Annotated in this window: 12 protein-coding genes; 8 read left to right on the forward strand and 4 right to left on the reverse strand. The window is 35.0% G+C overall.

Annotated features, from left to right (window positions below; all coding sequences use genetic code 11):
• Positions 1–172: 172 nt before the first annotated feature.
• Together GQ47_RS17345 and GQ47_RS17350 are read left to right on the forward strand one after the other, a co-directional pair.
• The gene (locus GQ47_RS17345; protein WP_035651061.1) at positions 173–1,087 is read left to right on the forward strand and encodes a PorP/SprF family type IX secretion system membrane protein; all 915 of its coding nucleotides are present in this window, start codon (positions 173–175) and stop codon (positions 1,085–1,087) included.
• A gap of 388 nt (positions 1,088–1,475) precedes the next feature.
• Positions 1,476–1,874: a hypothetical protein gene (locus GQ47_RS17350; protein WP_035651063.1), complete on the forward strand. Its 399-nt coding sequence runs from the start codon at positions 1,476–1,478 to the stop codon at positions 1,872–1,874.
• 96 nt (positions 1,875–1,970) lie between these two features.
• Here the strand turns inward: GQ47_RS17350 and GQ47_RS17355 are convergent, their stop codons facing one another.
• The 4 genes from GQ47_RS17355 to GQ47_RS17370 are packed head-to-tail and all read right to left on the reverse strand — an operon-like array spanning position 1,971 to position 10,671.
• Entirely contained in the window at positions 1,971–3,776 is a 1,806-nt protein-coding gene (locus tag GQ47_RS17355) for an alpha/beta hydrolase fold domain-containing protein (RefSeq protein ID WP_035651064.1), read from the reverse strand.
• A complete protein-coding gene (locus tag GQ47_RS17360) occupies positions 3,760–6,726 on the reverse strand; it encodes a glycoside hydrolase family 2 protein (RefSeq protein ID WP_035651066.1) in 2,967 nt (988 codons plus the stop codon). The genes GQ47_RS17355 and GQ47_RS17360 overlap by 17 nt, the downstream gene beginning before the upstream one ends.
• Positions 6,726–7,850 (reverse strand): glycoside hydrolase family 88/105 protein, encoded by a 1,125-nt coding sequence (locus tag GQ47_RS17365; protein WP_051951616.1) that lies wholly within the window; start codon positions 7,848–7,850, stop codon positions 6,726–6,728. The genes GQ47_RS17360 and GQ47_RS17365 overlap by 1 nt, the downstream gene beginning before the upstream one ends.
• A 22-nt stretch (positions 7,851–7,872) precedes the next feature.
• Positions 7,873–10,671, reverse strand: coding sequence for a glycosyl hydrolase (locus GQ47_RS17370; protein ID WP_035651068.1), 2,799 nt, complete (start codon positions 10,669–10,671; stop codon positions 7,873–7,875).
• Positions 10,672–11,118: 447 nt separating this feature from the next.
• Here GQ47_RS17370 and GQ47_RS17375 point away from each other — a divergent pair, with 447 nt between their 5' ends.
• From GQ47_RS17375 to GQ47_RS17400, 6 genes are all read left to right on the forward strand, one after another.
• The gene (locus GQ47_RS17375) at positions 11,119–14,274 is read left to right on the forward strand and encodes a SusC/RagA family TonB-linked outer membrane protein (protein ID WP_035651069.1); all 3,156 of its coding nucleotides are present in this window, start codon (positions 11,119–11,121) and stop codon (positions 14,272–14,274) included.
• Positions 14,275–14,315: 41 nt separating this feature from the next.
• Positions 14,316–16,418: a RagB/SusD family nutrient uptake outer membrane protein gene (locus tag GQ47_RS17380; RefSeq protein WP_035651071.1), complete on the forward strand. Its 2,103-nt coding sequence runs from the start codon at positions 14,316–14,318 to the stop codon at positions 16,416–16,418.
• Positions 16,419–16,871: 453 nt separating this feature from the next.
• On the forward strand, positions 16,872–19,991 hold the full coding sequence (locus GQ47_RS17385) for a SusC/RagA family TonB-linked outer membrane protein (protein ID WP_035651073.1): 3,120 nt from the start codon (positions 16,872–16,874) through the stop codon (positions 19,989–19,991).
• Between the two features lie 19 nt (positions 19,992–20,010).
• Complete coding sequence (locus tag GQ47_RS17390; RefSeq protein WP_035651076.1) at positions 20,011–21,954, forward strand: RagB/SusD family nutrient uptake outer membrane protein; 1,944 nt, start codon at positions 20,011–20,013, stop codon at positions 21,952–21,954.
• 314 nt (positions 21,955–22,268) lie between these two features.
• A complete protein-coding gene (locus GQ47_RS17395) occupies positions 22,269–23,804 on the forward strand; it encodes a sialate O-acetylesterase (RefSeq protein ID WP_035651079.1) in 1,536 nt (511 codons plus the stop codon).
• 224 nt (positions 23,805–24,028) lie between these two features.
• A complete protein-coding gene (locus tag GQ47_RS17400) occupies positions 24,029–25,048 on the forward strand; it encodes a family 43 glycosylhydrolase (protein ID WP_051951618.1) in 1,020 nt (339 codons plus the stop codon).

The raw sequence follows: 25,048 nt of genomic DNA on the forward strand, positions 1-25,048 counted from the left end.
GGGTGATTTTTTAAGGCCTAAATTTTACTATTTATGGCTTTTGTATTTGTTGTATATGCAAAACCCCATTGCAATAAAACCTATTGTTGTGTTACTATAAAGCTTCTGATCCATTTAAAAGCGCATAATGGACAAAGAAGGCGCATTTTTCAGATGATCCTAAACAGCAATTATGAATCAAAAAATACTTCTAATTTTGATTTCGTTATGTTTTTTTCCATGTTTTGCCCAGCAACAATCGCAGTACACACAGTATATGTACAATACGATGAGTATTAATCCGGGATACATAGGAACACGCGGTGTGCCAAGTGTATTCGGACTCTATAGAGCACAATGGGTAGGATTAGAAGGTGCTCCTGAAACGGCAAATTTTTCAATTCAGAGCCCTATCGCACAAAATGGACAAGGTGTTGGGCTGTCTATTATTAATGAACAGATTGGACCTTCTACAGAAACCATATTTTCAATTGGTTATTCACGCCCCATACAACTCTCGGAATCAATCACAATGTCTTTAGGTGTTAGTGGATCGATTGATTTCTTGCAAGTTGACTTTAATAAACTGAATGTTTATGATCCTGACGATCCCTACTTTACTGGAGTTCTGAGTCAGGTTTCTCCTAATATAGGAGCAGGTGTTTACTTTCATTCTGACAAATGGTATTTAGGTTTGTCTATTCCTCAAATTTTAGAAACTAAATTTTATGATGATGTTAAAATATCAATAGCATCACAAAAAATGCATTTTTATGCAATAGGGGGGTACGTTTTTAAATTGAATGAAAATATTCAGTTTAAACCTGCTACAATGGTTAAGGCAGTAAACGGCGCACCCCTTGCCGTAGATGTTTCTGCTAGTTTTCTTTTTATGGATAAATTAACACTTGGAGTGGCTTACAGATGGGATGCAGTCGTAAGTGGAATGGCTGGGTTTCAAATCAGCGAAAGTCTTAATATAGGATATGCTTACGATTATGATGTAACTAATATTGGAAATTACAATGGGGGCTCTCATGAAATTTTTCTTCGTTTTGATTTGTTAGGTAGAACAAAATCTAGGATAACCTCACCAAGGTTTTTTTAATCAAGAGCTTTATAGGTTTATTTATTCCCAAAGTATGTCTAGAATAGTTTTCCTGATAAGTGATAAAGATGTTTTTTTTCTCTTTTATATTGTTTTAGTTGTTGATAATAAGTGATTTATGAGATAAAAGCCATATATACCCTAATCTATAAGTTTTAAAACTTTTGCAGGTAGAAATAAATCTATTTTCAAAAGAACTTTGCACCTTCAAATTTAGATGTTTGAATTCTAAAGACTTAAGAAAAAAGTAAATACATAATAATAAATGTTATGAAAAATAGATTACTCCCTTTATTTGTTGTTTTAGGATCCTATTCAGCTTATTCACAGGTTGGTGTTGGAACTATAAAACCAAATGCATCGCGATAATAAAGGGATCTTTTTAAAAATGTTTAAAAGAAAATTCAAAAATGAGTTCGATTTTTCAGAAGAATCTTTTTTGTTTAATAATGAAAAAGACTTAATTAAATATGATCGTTCAATATTCGTTGTTTATGAAAAAAACGAATTATTAGAATTTTTAAAGATGGATAAAAAAGGGCGAAATGTTTTGGTTTGCCTGTTCAATAAGCAGTTATATAGTAGTTTATCTCTTTTAGATGAAATTAATAATTTAATTGTTTTAGATAATGCAAAAACAAGACCTGAGATAGTTAGTGAGTTAAAGCAACATCTTACCGAAAATTCAAAATCTAAAGATCAAAATAAGGAAGAGAACTTTTTTAACAGTTCTATTTTTCAAACACAATTTAATAACTTTTATAAAGGACTATTTTTTTTGATGTAATTAAAAAAAATACAAAAAATTATATTAATTCATTTTTTTTAAAGCAGGATATAAGTTGCTCAATATCCTGCTTTTTTATTTTCAAATAAATAAATGTTATTCTTTTTTCAGCGCATTGATTTCTTCTGAAGAAACTTTTATAACTGTTCCATGACGTGTTCCTATCGGAAAACTTACTTGTTCAGAAATATCTTCCCAGCCTTTTGAAGTTTCCTTAACAGCTCCATATTTTTTTTGCGTGTATTTATCAAAATAAACAATCCAATTGTTGTCTATTTTTATTGCTGTGGGGCCTTCTGCCCAGTAATCACCGGTAATGGCTTTGCTTGCTGAACTATATGGGCCGGTCAAATTTTTGCTCAATGCAATTTTGATATTTTTCTGAACCGGATTACGAGTTTCATCTTTTAAATACATTACAAATTGCTGCTCTTGTTTTACAATAGAAGCATCAATTACATTAAAGCCTGGTTCATATAATAATTTTGTTTTCGTGAACTTTTTAAAATCCTTGGTTGTGGTATAATAAATTCGATGATTATATCCTTTTTCTTCCTCTGATTTTGTTTCCAAAAATTTACCTTCGATTGTAGAAGCCCAATAAATCATGTATTCTTTTGATTTTTCATCATAAGTAATTTCTGGTGCCCAAGTATTTCTTGCTTTTTCCTCATGAGCCATTACCGGAATAAATTCTTGTTTTGACCAATGAATTAAATCTTTTGAAGAAGCATAACCAATTCCTTTATCTGTCCAACTAACAGTCCAAACCATATGATATAATCCATCTCCGCCTTTGATAACGCACGGATCTCGCATCAGTTTATCTTTTCCTACTTCTGGAGTTAAAAAAGAAGTGTCGTTTTTTAAAGCCGTCCATTTATAGCCATCTTCACTATAAGCCAGATGCAGTCCGTCTTCACCATTTCCTTTAAAATAGGTAAATACATAACCATCTGGTTTTAAAGTGTAATTGTTTGCTGTTAGCCATTTTTCGCAGTCTTTTGGCCAGTTTGCATTTGTTCCTTTTACTCCTAAACCAAAACCGTGACCGCCATTTTCGTATAAATGCATTTCTGCCAGAACTTTTTCTTTTTTTAGCGCTAAATAATAATTGATACTGTTTTCAACCGGAACCGCTTTGTCATCTGTTGCATGAACTAAAAATGTTTTTGGAGTTTCAGCAGTTATTTGTTTTTCATTTGAATATTTGTCGGCTAATTCAGCTGGTGCATTTTTCCCTAATAAATTATCTTTAGAACCTTGATGCGTAACACCTTCCTGCATCGAAATTACAGGATAGATCAAAATCGAAAAATTGGGTTTGGCACTAGTTGTATCTGAAGGGGTATAAACTTTATCGTTATAATGTGTCGACAGCGTAGATGCTAAATGTCCTCCAGCAGAAAAGCCCATGATGCCTATTTTATTCGGATTCAGTTTCCATTTTGAAGCATTTCTTCTAACAAGTCTTACTGCTTCTTGCGCATCTTGAAGTGGAGCAACGGTTTTGTTTTTCATGATTAAATCGCTTGGCAGTCTGTATTTCAAGACAAAAGCATTTATTCCTAAACTATTAAACCATTCGGCAACTTTAAAGCCTTCTTTATTTATTGCCAGCATTCCATAACCGCCTCCAGGACAAATTATAACGGATGTTCCATTTGATTTTTCTGGATCTGCTAAATAAACAGTTAATGTTGGTAAAGTTACTTTTCGAACTCCTTCTGAAAGTTCGTTTTTGTGGTCTACTTCTTCAGAATATTCTTTGGATACAATTTCATCTGGAATTTTATCCCATAACGGAATTTCTTTTTTCTGCGAAAGTGCCGGAATTGTCAGCGATAAAGAAATGAAAAGCAATGAAGCTTTCAGACGGCTTAAATTATTTGATTTTTTCATAAAATTCTATTTCAACAATGCGTAATTGTCCGGTCGCGTCAACCGATGTTTTATCTTTATATAAATCTAGTTCTTTTGTTGGATCTACTTCAACAATTTTTGAAAATCCGTCTTTTTCGGTATTAGCGCCAATTAATTCAATTGTAATTTTTTCAGCTAAAATTGGTTCTAGTGGAATAGTGATGTAACCCAAGCTTTGAGTTGTATTTCCTTTGAATACTTCTTTCCCGTCGGCTAAAATTCGGATTGGATAAATTTTAGTTCTCCAGCCTGTAAATTTTATAACAGCTTCATTTACAATTGAAGGTTTTGCAAGTGTATAGGTTATAGATCCTGTCGAAATGTTTCCATCATTTCTCCATTCCGTTAATTCGTTGTCGTCATAACTTTTGTATGTATCATTATTATTTGAAGGAGAAATAGCATTTAAGATATTTACCGGAATTCTTTTTTGTGTATATGATGGTGTTTTTGGAGTTGGTCCTCGTTCTAAATTTGAAGGAAGATTTTTTCCTGGTAATTCTTCAGAAAGGCCATTTACAGAATTTACATCTTTAGTTTCAAACGATAATTCGGCCGATTTTAAACTATTGGATTGAGCGGAAATAGTTATTTTTCCGGCTTTTGCCAATGACTGAATCAAAACTCGATTAATGCCATTTTCAACCGGAATTTCTTTAGAAAGAATATAATTTTTTGGTCCTTGCGCAATACCGCCAAGCCAAGTTGCTGGACCACTTACAGAAAATGAAATCATATTATTACTTATTGGACAGCGATTTCCATCTTTATCAATTACTTCAACATCAATTAATGCAGTATCAGCACCGTCAGCAATCATTCCTTGCGGTTGGGTAATTAATTTTAATTTGATTTGAGATGGTTCTCCTGCAGTTCTTTTTTCATCTTGACTTAAAACACTTCCATTTTCATCGTAACCAACCGCTTTTATTGTACCCGCTTTCCAAGCAATATTTTCAAAAGTAAATAAAAATTCACTGCTTCGTTTTCCAAAACCTTGAGAAATTCCGTTTACAGAAAGTTCCACTTTTGGAGCTGTTGAAACTATATAGATATTCTTTACAACATTGTCAGTATAATTCCAATGTCCAAGAATATGAGTTCGCTGTTTCTTAATATCAACCCAGCCATCCCACATGACCTGATGCGCCCAATAACCATCTTTTGGAATGCGCATTGCATCAACTTCACCGCTCGTTCTATAGTTTGATTCGCCTCGATGATGTGTATTTGAATCAGAGAAAATAATATTTACACCTCCAGAGTTTACTCTTTTTCCGGTTCCGGGTCTTTCTCTGTAATAATCATACCAGCGAACTACATTTTCAATAGCATGACGGTCTTGATTGTGATTATAATCTGATGCGGGAGTTCCACGATATAAAGGTCCGTCGCCTTCTTTATGAAAGGGAGGTGAAAATTCGTCCCAATATTTACGCATACCTTCGTCTCTTGAATATTCGGTTGCCCATAATGGTTTACGGGCACTTTTATTAATGTAGAGCATTTCTCCGCCATATTCAGCTTCTTGGCTGTCCAGCATTTCGCGTGAACCAATAGCACGTCCGCCAAAAGGATCGTAAGTATCTCTTAGACTTTTCATTTCGTGCATATGTGCTTCGCTGATCGATTCATTGCCACTTTCGTAAAAAATAATACTCGGATTATTTCTATTATAAATAATAGCATCACGCATCAAATTTACACGTTGTTTCCATGTATCACCTTGCGCATCTTTTTCGGCATCACCGGCTGGCATTGCTTGTAATAATCCAACCCGATCACAGGATTCTACATCTTGCTTCCAAGGGGTAACATGCATCCATCGAACTAAATTTCCGTTGCCTTCGACAATTAATTTATTGCTGAAATCACTCATCCAAGCAGGAACAGACATCCCTATTGCGGGCCATTCGTTGCTCGTTCTTTGGGCATAACCTTTTACTTGTAAAACTCTGTCATTGAGCCAAAATTGCCCTTCAGTGAAAGCTGTTTTTCTAAAACCGGTTTTAGTTGAAACTTCGTCAATAATTTTTCCATCAATTTTTAAAATGGTTTTTATGGTGTATAAGTAACCATATCCCCAGCTCCAAAAATGTAAATTATTAAGATGAGAATTTGCTTTTAGAATTTTAGTTTCATTCGGGGAAATTGTCGTTTTTTCGCCAGAAAAAGAAGCGACTTTTTTTCCTTCTAAATCTTCTACAATTACGTCATATTCAACAGTTTTTGCAGATTCAAATTCGTTACGGATTTCAGTTTCGGCATTGACAACAGCACTTTCTGTCTGAATATCAATTTTAGAAGGATAAATATAAACTCCAGTAGTTTTTAGATTGGAATAGAGTGGAAGTGTCTGATATAATTTGCTGGTTATATGAAGAAAAACATTTTTTGGAATACCACCATAATTAGCATTAAAGTTGATATTATTCCATTGATAAGGAGCGCCAGTTGCCTGTTCTTTGTATTTCCAGTCATTGTCAATTCGTAGAGCAACAATATTTTCTTGTGGAAAAGGCTTAATTAAATTTGAAATATCAAAACCAAAAGCCATTACGCCATTTTCATGAATTCCGACTTTTTGCCCGTTGATATAAATGATTCCAGCTTGTCGGATTCCTTCAAATTCTAAGAAAATTTTTTGGTCTTTGATTCCTTTTGGGAGTTTAAACTTTTTTCTGTACCAAACAATTCCGGTAGTAAGATGTTCAATATCTTTTTCAAAAGCTTCTTCCTGATTATAGGCGTGCGGAAGCGTGATTTTTTTCCACGAATTATCATTAAAACCAAAAGACTCTGCATTTTTAGAGTCTCCGGTTTTTAGCTTCCAATCTGAATTGAAGTTGTATTTTTCTCTCTTAAATTCCTGAGAAAATATCGAGGTTTTAAAAAGAATTAAAACAAGAAATAAGAGTGTTTTTTTCATTATTTCATTTTATAAATTTCTGAGCCTGCAAGTAAAAAACAACCTAAACCATAATCTTCAAAATCAGGAAATTTATCATATGAAAGTGGCTGACCATCTTTAGGTTCTTTTCCTGTTGATTGTAAAAAGCCTAAAGCACCATTAGTATGCAGACTTTCTTTTATCATTGCATCCCAAGCTTTTTGGACAACTGGCAAATACGTTTCTTTTTTCAAAATACCACTGTTGATTCCATAAGCCATTCCGTAAACGAATAAAGCTGTTCCAGAAGTTTCTTTTTCGCCAAAATTTGTTGGATCATGCAAACTTACATTCCAGAAACCGTCAGCTCTCTGAATTGGAACTAATGCCGCCGCCATTGCTTTTAAATCTTTTACATATTGGTCTCTATGTGGTGCGTTTTCAGGAATAATGGTAAGTACTTTTGCTAAAGCTCCAATAACCCATCCATTTCCGCGGCTCCAGTAACAATCTTCTCCGTTTGGTTCTTTATATGGAGGATCGAAATCGGCATCGCGCCACCATAAACCATCTTTTGGATTAAATAATCCGTTATCGCCGTGTTTGTTTCTTGAGTACATGTACATTTGGTACATTTTTTCGAAATAACGATTGTCTTTTTCCAAAACCCCTAATTTGGCAAAAACCGGCATTCCCATTTGAATGGCATCAATCCAAGACCAATCGTCTAATTGAGGCGTGTTTAAAAGCATGTTGATATTTGCTTTTGTATTTTTTAGTTTCTTAGCATCTGGCTCTAAATTGTACAAGTCGATGTAAGTCTGCGCTGCGCAGTAATTATCTGCGTTGCGAGTTGTATTTCCTCCGTTAAAACCCCATTTGTGAAACTCTGACCATGAATAAGCATAATCATAATAAGCTTCTTTTGGGAAAATTTCATGAAGCGCCATTAATCCTTCATAATAAACACCACGCGTCCAAATATTACTTGGGCGTTCTTTGTTTGTGATAATTGTTTTGCCTGTTTCTGGCCATTTTTGCATGAAATAATCATTAGCCAAAATCATTTGTTTTAAAACTAATTTTTTATCAAATGGCTGTTGCGCGTTTATTGTACACGTATACAAAAAGCATATCGAGAAGAATAAGGATAATTTTTTCATTTTTTGTATTCTTAGTTAATAGTTAGTTTTGCTGTTTTAATGGTGTGATTGTTATTGGCCCTAAAAGACCTGATGGCATTGGAGACCATTTTGTAGCGTCGAATTTTTTATAATCTTTGTCAACCATGTTGATTTCATAAAAAATCTTCCATTCTTCGCCTTTTAATTCTTTGTCGCGAATTCGGTTTGCGGAAAGATTGGTAACCTGAATTTTCAAGATATTTTTTCCAGATTTTAATTTCCCGATGTTTAATTGATAAGGGACAGACCAAGCTGTACCAATGAATTTATCGTTTACCCAAACTTTTGCGCTTTCGCGGACATCTCCCAAGTTTAAACTCCATTGTTCAATTTTAGCATTTGGATTGTTGAATTCCAAAGTGTAAGTTGCTGATCCAGAAAAAGCTTCGGCTTCAGGACTTAATTTTGTCCAAGATTCTAAATTTGAAATAGTTGCGCTTGGAGGTAATTGTGGTCCGCCTTTGTCGAAATTTATTTTCCAGTTTCCTTTTAACGGAATTGCATCGGCAGTTGCTTCATAATAATTCCATTTTTTCTGCGAAGCTGTATTTTCGGTCTTTAAAAAATAAGATTCTCCCGACGCAATTTTAATTTTTACCAATGTTGTATTGGCCGATTTTTGTACAATGGCATTTCCAAATTCTCTAGTAAGTGGATTTAGGATAACTACTTCTTTATTTCCAGCTTGAATTGGGATAAATCCATCAATTGTTTTTGTGGTATGATTAACTAAATAATATATTTTTTCACCATCTATATTTCTTCTTGTAAATTTCAAACCTGTATTTACAAGCGTTTCAGGATAGATTTGAGTGTTTTCTAAAGTTTTTAAAACATCTGAAGTTGGTTTTACCAATTCATTGTTTGCAGTTAAAAGATTTTGAAGTTGTTTTTCCTGATTTTTATAATCATTAAAACCAGGAACAGATTCTGGAAGGCTTTCGAAAATGATGTTTGCTCCCGCTTTTTTCAATTCAATCAATTTCTGCAAAGTTGCAAGAGGCATTTTTTGCGTGGGAGGAATTACTAAAGCTTTAAAAGTTGTACCATTAAGACTAATTTTTCCGTCGATTACTTTTGCATCGGCAATAAAATTATCAGAGATAAAATCTAAGCCATAACCTTGATTCATTAGTTTTTTGGTAGAAGCATAGAAAGAAGTCGGATGAAGCCATTCCTGAAGTGAATGTATTTTGAATTCAAAAAATAAAGTTCCTTTTTGATATTTGTCCCAAGTATCAAAAATTGGCCAATAAAGCAGAATCTCATTATCTGATTTTCCTTGCTGCAACATGGATTGACAGTTTGCAATATAAGAGAATAGAGAAGGAGCATCTTCCCAAATACTATTATTTGAATTGAAATTTACCGAAGCATAAAACTGCCATCCCGGCCAAGCTGCTCTGTCTGGCGAATAAGTAGAACCATGAAGAAAAATATGATTGATTCCGCTCAACATTAAATCCTCAGCTTCTGGCTTGCATTGTGATAAAGCAGCTTTGAAATGTTCGCGAAGCCACGTAAAAGTCTCAGATGAAACTAGATTTTTCCCTGAAATATGTGCCGCCGATGATGAAAATTTAAGCATTACCGGATCAGCATCTCCTTCACGAATATCTTCTTTTTCTCTTCTGAATCCCGGAATATCAAAAGGCATCGAACCAAAAGTTTCACATTCTGGAATATCAGCAGCAGCATATAAATCTATCAGATTTCCTGGAGATCCATGCGCTTGAAGTTTTGTTTTGAAATTTTTCGAATGCGCCCATTCTGTCCATGGTTTATCGAATTTGTTCAATAATAAATCACCAATTGTTTGGCGATAATCGCTTCTAATTCGGTTACCTATTTCACTATCGGTTTCATTCAATAATAAAGGCAATTCTTTTTTTAAATCATAACCGCGCAGTTTTTGAAATTCTTCGAAAAATTTAGGTGTAAAATCAGTACCGTAAACTTCGTAGCTGTCATTAAAAATAGCTCTGATTTTGCCTTCGCGTCCTTTAAAAGCATTATTAAACGGAACTACATAAGCGTCTAATGCCTCTGTTGAATAATGGTCTAAAGTAAAACCGCTTCCGCCGGGCGCCGCTCTTTTTACTTGTTGCCCTGTTTTTCCGCTAAAGACAGCGTAAAGGGTATAATCTGTTTTTTTTGCTTTCCATTTCAGTTTATTAGGTTCAGTTTGGTTCGGAATTTCAACAGCTTTTCCGTCAATACCTTTGTCTTTTATTTTGGTTTGATTTTTTTTAAGCTGATCGGTCAAATTGATATACGAGCCATCATTTCCATAAGCTACTACATATAATAATTCGGCAGGATTTTTTTCTTTTTTGTTTTTAACAGTAATATTTCGGTCAAATATTTCGTCTTTTTTTAGCGGATATTTTTCAATAATCAGTTTTGTTGCAGCATTTGCAACCGTTACATGCGATCCTCCATAAGGCCATCCTGTTCCTAAAACCATATCAACTTGCATGTGCAGACTATCTGCAACATGAACTGTATAGTCGAGCATTTCCATCCATTTTGGAGATAGATAATCAATGAAATTATTTTCCTCGCCTTTTACACCATATATAGGAGTAATTTCTACACCACCAATTCCTGCATTATGAAAATCTGAGAGTCTTTTTTTTAAGTTTGGCTTATCTACAGCGCTTCCCATCCACCACCAGCGCGCCCATGGCTGATTTATATTCGTAGATTTTGGCCAAGGTGATTTTGTTTCCTGAGCGGAAGAATTCAAAACCCAGCAAAGGGACAAGAGGATAAGACAATTTGATGTGGTTATTTTCATTGGTTGTGGTTCAATAGTTTTATAAAACGGTTACTAAATTACTTACTTCATATAAGTATAGAGATATATAATAGTAACTTTTTAATGGTTGTAATAAGGTAAAAGTAGTAGCAGAAACTCAATTTGCTATCCTGTAGCGTCCTGTTTCCTGTCATTTTATTAAAAATCAAAAGAGTAGTAATTTGTCATATTTTTTTCTCAATTCATATTTTTAGGTCAGAATTACTATGAATTACAAAAAAAATATTAAAGAAAATTTCGGATAATTTATTTGTAGATTATACACTTATTCACCCTTGTAAATCAGATAGTTGAAGTTTTTTTGAGTTAATAAAAACATAAAATTAATTATAAGAACCTGAAAGTTAACAGGATACTACAGGATGCTGTGCCCCCTTGTTCTAAATAAATTTGGATGAACTAATTAATTAACCAAATTTAACTTTTATGAAAAACAAATTTAGTCTTTTGCTGATTTTGGTCATGTTTGCGCTGTTGCAGACAGCAGGTTATGCGCAGAACAAAGTGGTTAAAGGTACAATCACTGATGCGGCAGGTCTGCCAATACCAGGGGCAAATGTACTTATTAAAGGAACAAAACAGGGAACAAGTACTGATTTTGATGGTAAATACTCTATCAGTGCAAGTACTGGACAAGTATTAGTATACTCGTCTACTGGTTCAAAATCTGTTGAAAGAACAGTTAGTACTTCTTCAGAAATTAATGTAAAACTTGTTGAAGAAGTATCTCAACTTAATGAGATTGTTGTTGTTGGTTATGGAACTGCTAAAAAATCAGACGTAACAGGATCAGTTTCAACTATAAATGCGCAGCAATTAATGAACAGACCTGTTTCAAGTGCAACTGAAGCACTACAGGGTAAGATTGCCGGAGTTGATATTACTACAAACGAGCGTCCGGGATCTCTTGGTACAGTACGTATTCGTGGTAACCGTTCTTTAACAGCAAGTAATGACCCTTTATATGTTGTTGATGGTGTGCCGTTAATGTCTGCATCTGCAATTGAAACTTTAAATCCAAGAGATATTGAATCGATGGATATTCTTAAAGATGCTTCAGCAACAGCTATTTACGGATCGCGTGGTGCAAATGGTGTTATCATTGTAACAACTAAACAAGGAAAATCAGGTAGATTTACTTTAAATTATGCTGGTACAGTGACTACTTCTGATATTGTTGACAGATCACCATCAATGAGCGCATCTGATTTTATTACTTTCAGACGTTGGGCTGCATACAATTTGGATCCAGCTAAATATGCTAATCCAGCGACTCCAACTCTTGCAAATGATAAATTGATTTTTGACAGTGCATTAGATGGTCAAACGTCAAGAGACAATGTATTAAGAGGATGGGCAAGTGGTACTTGGGATGCTTCTAAAGTAATTAACACTAACTGGACTGATTATGTAACGCAGACAGGAGTTAGCACAGAGCATGTTATTAGCGCTAGTGGTGGTTCTGAAAAAGTAAATACGTATGGTTCTGTTGGTTATTTAGATAATCAAGGTACTCAAAAAGGGCAGTGGTACAAACGTTATACTGCAAAATTAACTTCAAATATTACTCCAGTTGATTGGTTTAAAATGACTGCTTCTTTTAATGTTTCATGGAGCGAGCAAGATTATGGTATGTCAACTTTAAGTGCAAGAAGCGGAACATCTCCGGATGCAATTTATGGTGCTGCTAAACAAATCTATAATATTGCTGTTCCTTATGATGCAAACGGTAATACAATTATTAATCCGGGTGGTGAATCAGGTGTTTATACGATCATGGATGAGTGGGAGAAAAGTACACAGCAATCGCAAACAATGCGTGTTTTAGGTAATTTTTCTGCTAATTTAGATTTTGGTAAAATGACACATTCATTAGAAGGTCTTACCTATAAATTAAATTTCGGACCTGATTTCCGTAGTTGGAGAGAAGGTGTTTATGTTGACGGAACATCATCACTAAAAATTAATGCAAATGGTAGTGCAGGTAGTAATTTTGCTCGCCTTTCAAACCGTCGTGATCTTTCTTGGACTGTAGATAATATTATTAACTACGACCGTACATTTGCTGCTAAGCATAAAGTTGGTTTGACTTTATTACAAACTGCGTCATCTTGGAATATCGAAAATTCTGCTATGAGTGCAAATAATATCCCTAAACCTTCATTCTTATGGAATGCAATGGGTTCAGTAGATGCTACAAATGCTGCTAATAATGCTCGTATGAGTTCAGGTATTACAGAGCGTGCAATTAGTTCTTATATGGCTCGTGCAAATTATGGTTATGATAATCGCTATTTGTTAACAGTTTCAGGACGTTGGGATGGAGTTACGCAATTATCTGAAGGACACAAATGGGATTTCTTCCCTTCTGCAGCATTAGCTTGGCGTCTTAATAACGAAGAATTCTTAAAAAATGTTGATTGGATTAAAAACTTAAAACTTCGTTTAGGTGTTGGTACTTCTGGTAACTCTTCAGTTAATCCTTATGGAACTTTAGGAAATATTAGCCAAATATTCCTTCCTTTTAATGGTCAGAGTAATGCAATTGGATTTACTACAAATGAGCCTTATTACACAGACACTCAAACAGGAATGCCTAACAAAAACTTAGGTTGGGAAAAAACAACTCAATACAATCTTGGTGTTGATTTTAGTTTCTTAAACAACAGAATCAGTGGTACTATTGATGCTTACAAATCAGATACTAAAGATTTATTATTAAGAGTAGACATACCGCCAGTATCAGGTTATCCATACATTGTTTCGAATATTGGTCAAACAAAAAATCATGGAGTTGAGGTAACGCTTAATCTTATTCCGATTCAAACTGCTACAGGATTTACATGGGAAACTAATTTAAATGGTGCGTGGCAGAAAGATGAAATTGTTGGATTAGCAAATGGTGCGCAAGACATGGTAAGTAACTCATGGTTTATTGGTCAGTCTATCGCTGTTCGTTACGGATATGATAATAATGGTCTTTGGCAAAATACTCCAGAAGATGTTGCTGAAATGGCTAAATGGAATGCTAACGGTTATAAATTTACACCAGGTAATGTAAGACCTAAAGATCAAAATGGTGATTACAAAATGGATGGTACAGACCGTGTAGTTATAGGAAACAGTAATCCTTATTATACAATGGGATGGAACAACAACTTTACTTATAAAGGGTTTGATTTAGGAATAAATCTTTACGGACGTGCAGGATATACTGCTTCTTTAGGAGGTGAAGCTTTAACAGCGCATGCAAATCAGCGTGAAACAGATTACTGGACTCCAGATAATCCAGATGCTGAATTCCAAAAGCCAATTTTAGGTCAGGCAACTTCAGGTTCTGCAGATCCTTTTTCTGGACTTCTTGGTTTCCAAAAAGCATCTTTCGTAAAAATTCGTAATATTTCTTTGGGTTATAATTTATCTAAAGACGTTGCAAATAAAATTGGATTAGCAAACATGAAACTTTATGTTCAGGCTGTAAATCCAGGAAGCATCTACCAATCTCTTAAGTGGTATGATTTTGATACTGAGAAAACGTATTACAACCGCAGTTTTGTTATGGGTATTGAAGTTGGGTTTTAATAAGTTGTGGCGAATTGAAGTATAACAATAAAAGTAAAAAAATGAATAATATAAAAAATATAGGAATTGGTCTTTTATTAACAGCGGGGATATTTTTCACTTCGTGTTCGAAAGACTTTCTGGACGAAGAACAAACAAATGCTTATTCGACAGCTTATTTTGATACACCTGAAGGTCTTCAGGCGCTAACGGTATCTCTTTATGGTAATATTCGCTGGCATTTTGGTTTCGAATGGTCGTATGGAAATACTTTGTATGGTACAGATGAGTTTACCAATGCAAATGACCTTACTAACGAAATGTGGAATACCTATGATAACCGTTTTGGACCAGTAGGTGCATCAGCAGCAACAGGAGCGGCTAACGGAAATGCAACTAATCCAAACGCGCTTTGGGATGAGATGTATTATGGTATTGCTTCTTGTAATACGATTATCGCTAAAGCAGAAAAAGTAATTACAGATACAAAAATTAGAAACCGTTGTTTAGCTCATGCTTATTTTTTAAGAGGGTATAACTATTACAGACTTGTTGCGCAATATGGAGGTGTTGTTCTTCAAACTACACCTATTGAAGGAGTTGTTCGTAATTATGAGCGTGCAAGTGAAGAGAAATGTTGGGAACAAGTAATATCTGATTTCCGCCAAGCTTACAGTCTTTTTGAAGGTGAAGTTTTTACTTATGGAAAAGGAGTTACCTGGACAAAAGCAACTGCTGCACATTTTTTAGCAAAATCGCTATTATTCCGTGCGTCTGAGCGTAATGATGCTTGGAATGCTGCTTACAAAGATGCTGATCTTAAGGAAGCAATCGATGCTTGTTCATATGCAATTACAGCTCGTGGACCATTGACTCCTAATTACAGTGATTTATATGCAAACTGGACAGGAGTTGACTGCCCTAATGAGCAACTTAATGAAATTTTAATGGCTGCAGGGCACAATGCTGATGCTGCTACAGTTGGTCGTTTTGGAAACCGTACATATAGTTATTTCGCTCCTCAGTTTTCTAGTTTTTCTGGAGGATGGGTAAGACGTGGTGTTTGGATTGGAAGTATGGATTTTCAGCGTTGTCGTCCTACAGAATACACATATGGTGTGTTTGATCACGTAAATGATGCACGTATGTGGAAAACTTTTAGAACTGTTTATGGTGCAAATACTGTAATTGCTCCTAATCCGTCAGGGGTAAAAGTTGGAGATCCTGGTATTGTGATGATCTTGAATACTAAAAATGACAATACTTATGACGGTGCTAAATTTGGTGCGAGTGTTCAGGCTCCAACTTGGACAGATGCAGCGGGTCGTTTACCAGAATGGAATACAGGAGCAAGACAAACTGCTACTACTGGAACTTTAGCAGTTAAAAAAGGACAATATGTACCTAACTCTTCGGTGTTGTATCAAAATGGAGTTTATGTAGCACCTACATTTAAAAACCAGCCAATTTGTAACTTCTTTGCTGGTATCAATAAAACAGAATGTGGATCTCGTACTGCTGAAAGAGGTGATTCACACCGTGATGTAATTATGGCTCGTCTTGCTGAAACTTATTTAATACGTGCAGAATGCTATGTTCGTCTTAGCCAGTATGGAAATGCAATGCAGGATATCAACGTAGTAAGAGCAAGAGCACAATGGAAAGCAGGAGAAAATAGATCTTATTATAATGATGGTTCTCAAGCGTTTAAAACGAATCCTTTAAATACAGGAACTTCAGCTACAGCCTTTACAGCCTCAAATTTAGATATGAATACTTATTATTTGTCTAATCCAACAATTCCCGTTACAACAGCAGCATCTGATTTGACATTGAAATCTTTCCCTAATAATTTACCTGCGGAAGATGAAGCTGTTATGGCTAAAGTTGGTGCTTCGACAGATAAAGAACGTGCTATAAACTTTATTCTTAATGAGTCTACTCGTGAGCTTTTAGGAGAATGGCAACGTTGGGAAACACTTTCTCGTACTGGAATGCTTATCAAACGTGCAAAAGCATTTAATGCTGAAGCGGCACCTAATATTAAAGTTGGTAAACACGAACTTCGTCCAATTCCTCAAACTTTTATTGATGGATTATTAAACGATGATGGTTCTAATTTATCAGCTGCACAAAAAGCAGCTTGGCAGAATCCAGGTTACTAAAATCTTTTTACTTTTTGTTTTTGAAAGCCGTCTCATTATGAGGCGGCTTTTTTTTGTGTTTTTAAAGTGAAAATGATACTAGTAAATCATGAAAATAAACGGATCATAAAATATTTTTAGAAAAAAAATGCAATCGATTACATTGGTTTGGAAAAAATATCATAATTTTCGGATATTAATTTCACATTCAATAAAAATTTTTGAATAAAATTATGGTATGTGAAAAAATAATAACGTTTCGTTTTTATATTCATATTTAGAAGCCTTTTATTCAATTTTCCTTTGAAAATCAAGTGTTTGAAGGATTTTATGGTTAAAAAAATCTTAAATAATTTTTGTAAAACTCTGTAAGTTAGAATAGTTATAAATTATTTTGCAGGATACTACAGGACAGTGCGAGATTAACTTCTAAATAAATTTGAGTAACTAATTAATTAACCAAATTTAACTTTTATGAAAAACAAATTGAGTGTGCTGCTGTTGATAGCCATGATTGCATTATTCCATGCATCTGGTTACGCGCAGAACAAAGTAGTCAAAGGTACCATTAAAGATGCTACAGGATTGCCAATTCCGGGTGTCAATGTACTCATCAAAGGAAGCCAGAATGGAGTGAGTACCGATCTGGATGGAAGTTACTCTATTAATGCGGCTTCTGGAAACATTCTTGTTTACAGTTTTATCGGTTTTAAAAAACAAGAAATTACTGTTGGCGCTGCAACTGTTTACAATGTTTTGTTGAAAGAAGAGGACAATTCTCTTGAGGAGGTAGTCGTAGTAGGTTACGGTACAAAAAAGAAAAAGGATCTTACTGGATCAATTGTGAGCGTAAATGCTGAAGAAATCGCATCAAGACCGGTAGTTAATGCCGTACAGGCTATGCAGGGAAAAGCTGCGGGTGTAGATGTTTCTTCAAATGAACGTCCGGGAACTGTTGGAAATATTACTATTCGTGGAGCTCGTTCTATTTCTGCTTCAAATGCACCGCTTTATGTAGTTGATGGTATTCCTCTAAATTCAAGATTGATTACTGATGCCTCTACAGGTAAAATTAGTGTTGATGCCAATTCTGGAGGTATCGACTTCTTAAATCCAACTGATATTGAAACAATCGACGTTTTAAAAGATGCTTCTGCAACGGCAATTTATGGTTCACGTGGTGCAAACGGAGTTATCATTGTTACAACTAAAAAAGGTAAAAACGGAAAATTTACTTTGAATTATGATACTTCTTTAATGACGGAAACAATTCATGAAAATGCACCAATGATGTCAGCGGGAGAATATATCGAATTTCGTCGTTGGGGAAGATATTACTCTAACCCGTCAGCTTTTCCTAAAGGAGATGCTCCTACAATAGAAAATGATAAGTTAATTTTCCTTGCTTCTGCTGACCCGGCTGCATGGGCAAACATCGAGAAAGGATGGGCTGGCGGAACTTGGGACGGTTCTAAAGTGGCAACTACAGACTGGACTAAATTTGTAACCCGTACCGGAATCACACAACAGCATACTATTGGTGTAAGCGGTGGAACTGAAAAAATGAAAGGTTACGGTTCTTTTGGATATTTAGATAACACAGGAACTTTATTTGGACAAAGTTATGTGCGTTACAGTGGAACTGCCAATGTTGATATTACACCAACAAAATGGTTTTCTATGGGTGTGAGTCTTAATACAAGTTATGGTATAAATGAATATGGGCAATCAAACGTAGGTAGAACTGCCGTTACAAGTTCAACAGGAATTTATGCAACAGCACGTACAAACCTTCCTTACGCAGTTCCTTATGACAGCAACGGAAACCGAATTGACAGTCCAGGTGGAGATTCAACGATCAGAACTCCTGTTGATGAATATAAATTGTCTCAAGATCAGCGTATAACTTTGCGTGCTTTTGGTAGTTTGTATGCTCAGTTTGATTTGGGAGCAATTTCTTCAAAACTTGACGGTTTAAAATACCGTATCAATTTTGGTCCTGATCTTACCTCATTCCGTGATGGTGTTTATTTGGATGGTAAATCGGCTATTCGTTCAGGAACTAGTTTTGCTTCTCTAGCTAAAGAACAAACAATTTCATATACATTGGATAACTTGATTTTCTACAACAAAACATTCGGGAATCACAGTTTTGGAGGTACATTATTAATGAGCCAGACGGAGTATCATAATGAAAACAGTTCAATGTCTGCAAATGATATTAAAAACCCTGAAAACAAATGGAACGCTCTGAATCCTGCGAATGTTACACTTGCTGGATATTCTTCGGGTCTTACTGATACAGGTTTATTGTCATACATGGGTAGGGTAAATTATACGTATGCTGATAAATATTTGTTTACTGCTTCTGGCCGTTATGACGGAGCTTCGCAATTAGCGGCAGCAAACAGATGGGCATTTTTTCCGAGTGCTTCAGCTGCATGGATATTAAACAAAGAAAAATTCTTAGAAAATGTTTCTTGGGTTAATCAATTAAAATTGAGAGTGGGTTACGGTGAAACTGGTAACGCTGCAGTTCCTGCATATGCAACACAACCTCCATTAGTTGGGATTGTTTATCCTAATGGATCGGGTGTTGTAAACAATACATCTTTAGGAAATGTTGATTTGGGTTGGGAACAAACGGCTCAATTTAACTACGGTATTGATTTCGCATTATTCAGTAATAGAGTTTCCGGTGCTTTGGATTATTTTACAAGCAGAACAACTGATTTGTTATTAAAAAGCAGTGTACCAACGGTTATCGGGGTTAAAGATACTTACCAAAACGTTGGAGAAACAGAAGGTAAAGGTGTCGAACTTACTTTGAGCACGGTAAACGTTACAACAAAAGATTTTGAGTGGACTACTAACATCAGTGCTTCTTATCAGCAAAATAAAATTGTATCGCTTCAAAACGGAAAATTTGACGATATCAACAATAACTTATTTATTGGAGATTCTCAAAATGTAATTTACGGTTTCGAATCAAACGGAATCTGGAAGCCAGAGGACGCTGCCGAAATGGCCAAATTTAATGCAGTTATGGGGCCAAATACTTTCACTTTTGGTAATGCAAGACCAGTTGACCAAAATGGCGATTATAAAATTGATGCAAATAATGACCGTGTTATTATTGGTTCAAAAGATCCGAAATATATTTTTGGTATGACAAATACTTTCAGCTACAAAAATTTCGAATTATCATTCTTTGTATATGGACGTATGGGCTATTTGTATGATACTTTAGGTGAAAATGAAGGTGCAAAAGGAAGCCAGAGATCTATTAATTATTATACAGATAATAATACAAATGCAGAATATCAAAAACCTATTTATTCAGCAGGTACAGGAGATCCTTATTACCCAATTTTAGGATATCGCAATGGGGCATTTTTGAAAATGAGAAATATTTCTTTAGGATATCATTTTGATAAAGAATTAGTACAGAGCCTTGGACTTTCTAAATTGAGAATTTATTGTCAGGCTACTAATCCGGGTATGATTTTTACAAAAGTAAAATGGACTGATTTGGATACGCAGACAACGGCTTCAAACAGAGGTATAACTTTAGGGTTAAATGTAGAATTCTAAATAATTAAAAAACATCATTATGAAAAATTATAAAAAACTATATATCAACTTAATGCTTGTTGCAGCGCTGACTTTAGGAAGTTCTTGCAGCAAAGACTTTCTTGACGAAGAGTTGACAACGGCTTACAGTTCAGATTATTATAAAACTGAGGCTGGAATTCAGGCTTTGGCAGTCGGAACTTATTATCAGGTATTTGCAGCAGAATTTCAAGGCGAAGTACCACTTACTGCTACAGAATCTGGAACTGATGAATTTCATGCCGGAGGTGACCCTTCAAACTGGATTTGGAATTCGTATTCTTCTGGATTTAAGGCTTTTGTAACAGTTTCGAATGCGAATACTGTTGCGGCAAATACACACTGGGATAACTTATATATCGGAATTGGGAATGCCAATACATTAATTGAGTCGGCCACAAATATCGTTTCATCAAATGACGCAATTAAGAAAACGGCTTTAGGTGAAGGTTACTTTTTAAGAGCTTTTAGTTATCTGCAATTAGTAAGTCAGTATGGCGCTGTTCCTTTAAAATTAAAAACAAGTTCTACAGTTGAGTTAGAATTTACAAGAGCCGCTCCACAAGAAGTTTTAGCTCAGGTTATTGCTGATTTTACTCAGGCTTATAATTTATTAGGAAATGCTGGAGCTCCGGCAAAAATCACTAAAGATGCAGCGGCTCATTATTTGGCGAAAGCTTATTTAACTCGTGCAAGTGAAATTAACGACAGCTGGAATGGAACTACAAAAACGGCCGATTTACAGCAAGTTGTTGCTTTATCTGATGAGGTAATTTCGCGTCACCCATTAGCAGCTAATTATGATAATTTATGGTCATACACAACTGCTGACGGTGCTAACGAAAAACTTCCGGAGTTGATTTTATCTGCACAGTTCAATGCAAGTACATTAACAACTGGAGGAAATCAGCAGCATTTATATTTCCTTTCTACTTACGACCAATTGCCCCAAATGAAGCGTAACCTTGCCGGCGGAAGACCTTTTAGCCGTTTGGCCCCAACTTATTTTGTATATGATGCTTTTGATCACGTAAATGATTCACGTTTCTGGAAAAGTTTCCAAACAAAAAGTATTGTCAATAATGCATCTGGAGCTGTTTATAAAAATGGCGATTTAGGAATTATGTATATTGTCAACACAGCTGCAGACACACGTTTTGCAAAAACTAAAAATACCGATGCGATCATTTATCCAAAAACAGGAAAAACAATTCCGAGTGTTTATGTAGCTTATGCAGCTGATAAAGTGGGGTTAATGGCCGATGTAAGATTTCCTTCTTTAAGTAAATATATGGACGGAAACAGAATCGATTTGAGTAATATAAAAGGATCTCGTGATATTACATTGGCTCGTTCCGGAGAAACTTACTTAATGGCTGCCGAAGCAAAAATCCGTTTGGCAAAAGCTGGTGGCGCAACATATGCTGATGCGTTGCCTTATATCAATACGGTTCGTGCTCGTGCTGCATACAAAGCAGGTGAAAATCGTGCTGCTTACGCGGATGGTTCAGCGGCATATACAACGACAGGTCAGGCAGGAATTCCAATTTCGTATATTCCTGAAAACTCGTATTATGAGTCAAATAATATTGCAGTTGCAACAACTGCAACAAACTTAGCAATTAATAGTATTACTGCATTACCAGCTGAAGATATGGCTGTAATTGCAAAATTAGGATACGGAACTGATTATGACAGAATGTTATGTTTAGTCCTTAATGAACGCACTAGAGAATTGTGTGGAGAATTTCACCGTTGGGAAGATTTAAGCCGTACTAAAACATTAGTTGCCAGAGCGAAAGCGTATAATATTGAAGCAGCTGCAAATATTCAGGAATATCATAACCTGCGTCCAATTCCACAGACTTTTCTTGATGGAGTTTATGCAAGTGGAAAACCTTTGACTGCAGAACAAAAAGCCGCTATGCAGAATCCAGGGTATTAATATCAAACTTATTTTTTGGTTTTTTATGTTAGGAACCGTCTCAATTTTTGAGGCGGTTTTTTTTATTATATAGCAGGGTACAACAGGATAGTTTTCAGTTATTTAATATTTAAATTTGATTATCATTTTAAGGATATTGGTTTTCGTTAATATGGTAATGGTAAAATTAAGTGGTTTTGATTTTACGAAGGCAGTAACGTTTGTTGCTGCCTTTTTTGTTTTTTATATTTCTGAACCAAAACAGGGAAGCACAGGATACCGATATCGTTTTAGTACTTTATCTTTAAAGTTTTAGTATTAAAATTATATTCCGAATGATTTATTTAAAGAAATTGTTGTTATTATTCATTGTTTTAGGATTAAAACTGACTGCTGTTGCTCAAGTAAAATTGCCTGCATTAGTTGGTGATAATATGGTTTTACAACAAAATTCGAAAGTGAATTTATGGGGATGGGCTTCTCCAAACGAAAAAATCAAAATCCAGTTAAGTTGGCAATATAATCCTGTAGAAATTACTGCAAATCCTGACGGAACATGGAAAACAGCAGTCAGTACACCAGTAGGAAGCGAAAAACAATATGATATTACAATCGATGCTTCGAATAAAATTATTCTTAAAAATGTTTTGATTGGTGAAGTATGGATTTGTTCTGGACAATCTAATATGTATTTTCCTGTTGGAAAAGAAGAAGGAACTTGGAAAACCGGAGTAAAAAATTATGAAGAAGAAATCCAAAATGCCAATTTTCCATCGATACGATTATTTACTGTCCAAACAAAAGCGTCTCAAAAACCTTTAGAAGATGTTACAGGAAACTGGGTTGAATGCTCACCATCTAGGATTAAAACTTTCTCAGCAGTAGCGTATTTCTTCGGAAGAGATTTGTACCAAGATTTAAAAGTGCCAATCGGATTAATTTCAACTTCTTGGGGCGGAACCAAAGCAGAGGCATGGACTTCGCAAACTTTTCTAGAAAGCAATCCGGATTTTCTTCCAATTTTAGAACAAGATGCAAAAAACGAAAAATTGTTTCAGGAAAAATTAGAAAATTATTATGCAGATTTAGCAAAAGAAAGACTTGCAAATAATAATGATATTTCTAAAACCCAATTAAAAAAACCAAAAAAAGAAGAAAATAAAACCTCTTATGTTTTGTACAATGCAATGTTGCATCCGGTAACTAATTATACGATGAAAGGTGTGATTTGGTACCAAGGAGAAAGCAATGCAGAAAAGGCATTTTTGTACAGAACCCTTTTTCCGGCAATGGTAAAAAGTTGGAGAAGCGAATGGAATCAAGGCGATTTCCCGTTTTATTTTGTTCAGATTGCACCACACAAAGGACAAAATCCTTACATCAGAGAAGCACAATTAATGTCCTCAAAAGTAATTCCAAACAGCGGAATGGTCGTTACAACCGATATTGGAAATGCTGAAAATATTCATCCAATTGACAAACAAACTGTTGGTTATCGTTTGGCTTTAATTGCAAAAGCAAAAACGTATGGAGAGAATAAATTAGTTTATTCAGGACCAACATACAATCATTTGGAAATCAAAAAACAGCAAATTAAATTGTTTTTTGACGACGTTCCTAACGGATTTAAAAAGAGCGACGATAATTTAAAAGAATTTGAAATTGCAGGAAATGACAAAGTATTTTATCCCGCAAAAGCTAAAATTGATAAAAAAACGATTCTGGTTTCTTCTCCAAATGTAAAAGAACCAGTTGCAGTTCGTTTTGCATGGAAAGCGGTTCCAGAACCAAATTTATTTAATGTTGAAAATTTGCCGGCATCACCTTTCAGAACGGATGATTGGGTGATTGAAAATGAAAAGAAAAATTAATTAAGAAAAGGTTAAACATAAAGTTTGTCATTCCGAGGAACGAGGAATCACACAAGTGATTAACAGGAAGTAATAAGTACAGTTTGTCATTCCGAGGAACGAGGAATCTCCACGAGAAGCTCTACAAAGATTGGACTTTCGTTGCGGAGTTACTCGCGAAGATTTCTCCTTCGTCGAAATGACAAGATTGAGCAATAAATGACAAAAAAACAACAAAAAAATAAATGAAAATTAAACCAAAATATCTTTTTACAATCCTAATAACTGCATTGTTCAGCCTAACAATGACAGCACAAAAAGACATTCAAAAAGATCAAAAACATATTGCTCCAAAACCATTATTCCGCGATCCAATTTATGACGGAGCCGCCGATCCAACAATTATTTGGAACAAAAAAGAAAAAAAATGGTTTATGTTTTATACCAATCGAAGAGCAAAAGATTCAACAGCAAAAGGAATTACTTGGGTTCACGGAACAAAAATTGGTGTTGCAACTTCTGAAGATGGTGCAAAATGGACATACAAAGATACTTGCACGATTAATTACAAATTAAAAGATGTAACGTATTGGGCGCCAGATGTTATTAAATACAAGAACAAATATCATATGTATTTGACTATAGTTCCCGGAATTTTTAATGACTGGTATCATCCGCGTTCAATTATTCATTTAACGAGCACGAATTTAATGGATTGGAATTTTGAATCAGAATTAAAACTAGCTTCAGAACGTTGTATTGATGCTTCGGTTTTTCAATTACCAAATGGAACTTGGAGAATGTTTTACAATAATGAAAATGATGGAAAATCAATTTATTACGCAGATAGTAAAGATCTATACAATTGGACCGACAGCGGAACGAAAATTGTAAAAGATAGAGGAGAAGGCCCAAAAGTTTTTGTTTGGAAAGGGAAAAACTGGATGGTAACAGATTCTTGGAGAGGTTTGAATATTTATTCTTCTGAAGATTTTTTAAATTGGAAACGCCAGGAAAAAAATATTCTTCAAACTCCCGGAACTGGTGAAGATGACAAGGTAATTGGCGGGCATCCGGATGTAATTGTAAATGGCGATCGAGCGTATATTTTTTATTTCACACATCCCAGTAGAACTCCAGAAAATAAAGGAGTTGAAGGTTATGAAACGAAAAGAAGTTCTATTCAAATAGCAGAATTGCAATATATAAATGGCGAAATTAGCTGTAATAGAGATGAGCCTGTTCAAATAAATTTAAAGCATTAA

The sequence above is a fragment of the Flavobacterium sp. ASV13 genome, assembly GCF_000745775.1.
Classification (GTDB): domain Bacteria; phylum Bacteroidota; class Bacteroidia; order Flavobacteriales; family Flavobacteriaceae; genus Flavobacterium.

What these genes read in the sequence shown, in the direction of transcription:
- GQ47_RS17345 (WP_035651061.1), top strand. Translation starts at nt 173, where the DNA reads ATGAATCAAAAAATACTTCTAATTTTGATTTCGTTATGTTTTTTTCCA.
- GQ47_RS17350 (WP_035651063.1), top strand. Translation starts at nt 1,476, where the DNA reads ATGTTTAAAAGAAAATTCAAAAATGAGTTCGATTTTTCAGAAGAATCT.
- GQ47_RS17355 (WP_035651064.1), bottom strand. Translation starts at nt 3,776, where the DNA reads ATGAAAAAATCAAATAATTTAAGCCGTCTGAAAGCTTCATTGCTTTTC.
- GQ47_RS17360 (WP_035651066.1), bottom strand. Translation starts at nt 6,726, where the DNA reads ATGAAAAAAACACTCTTATTTCTTGTTTTAATTCTTTTTAAAACCTCG.
- GQ47_RS17365 (WP_051951616.1), bottom strand. Translation starts at nt 7,850, where the DNA reads ATGAAAAAATTATCCTTATTCTTCTCGATATGCTTTTTGTATACGTGT.
- GQ47_RS17370 (WP_035651068.1), bottom strand. Translation starts at nt 10,671, where the DNA reads ATGAAAATAACCACATCAAATTGTCTTATCCTCTTGTCCCTTTGCTGG.
- GQ47_RS17375 (WP_035651069.1), top strand. Translation starts at nt 11,119, where the DNA reads ATGAAAAACAAATTTAGTCTTTTGCTGATTTTGGTCATGTTTGCGCTG.
- GQ47_RS17380 (WP_035651071.1), top strand. Translation starts at nt 14,316, where the DNA reads ATGAATAATATAAAAAATATAGGAATTGGTCTTTTATTAACAGCGGGG.
- GQ47_RS17385 (WP_035651073.1), top strand. Translation starts at nt 16,872, where the DNA reads ATGAAAAACAAATTGAGTGTGCTGCTGTTGATAGCCATGATTGCATTA.
- GQ47_RS17390 (WP_035651076.1), top strand. Translation starts at nt 20,011, where the DNA reads ATGAAAAATTATAAAAAACTATATATCAACTTAATGCTTGTTGCAGCG.
- GQ47_RS17395 (WP_035651079.1), top strand. Translation starts at nt 22,269, where the DNA reads ATGATTTATTTAAAGAAATTGTTGTTATTATTCATTGTTTTAGGATTA.
- GQ47_RS17400 (WP_051951618.1), top strand. Translation starts at nt 24,029, where the DNA reads ATGAAAATTAAACCAAAATATCTTTTTACAATCCTAATAACTGCATTG.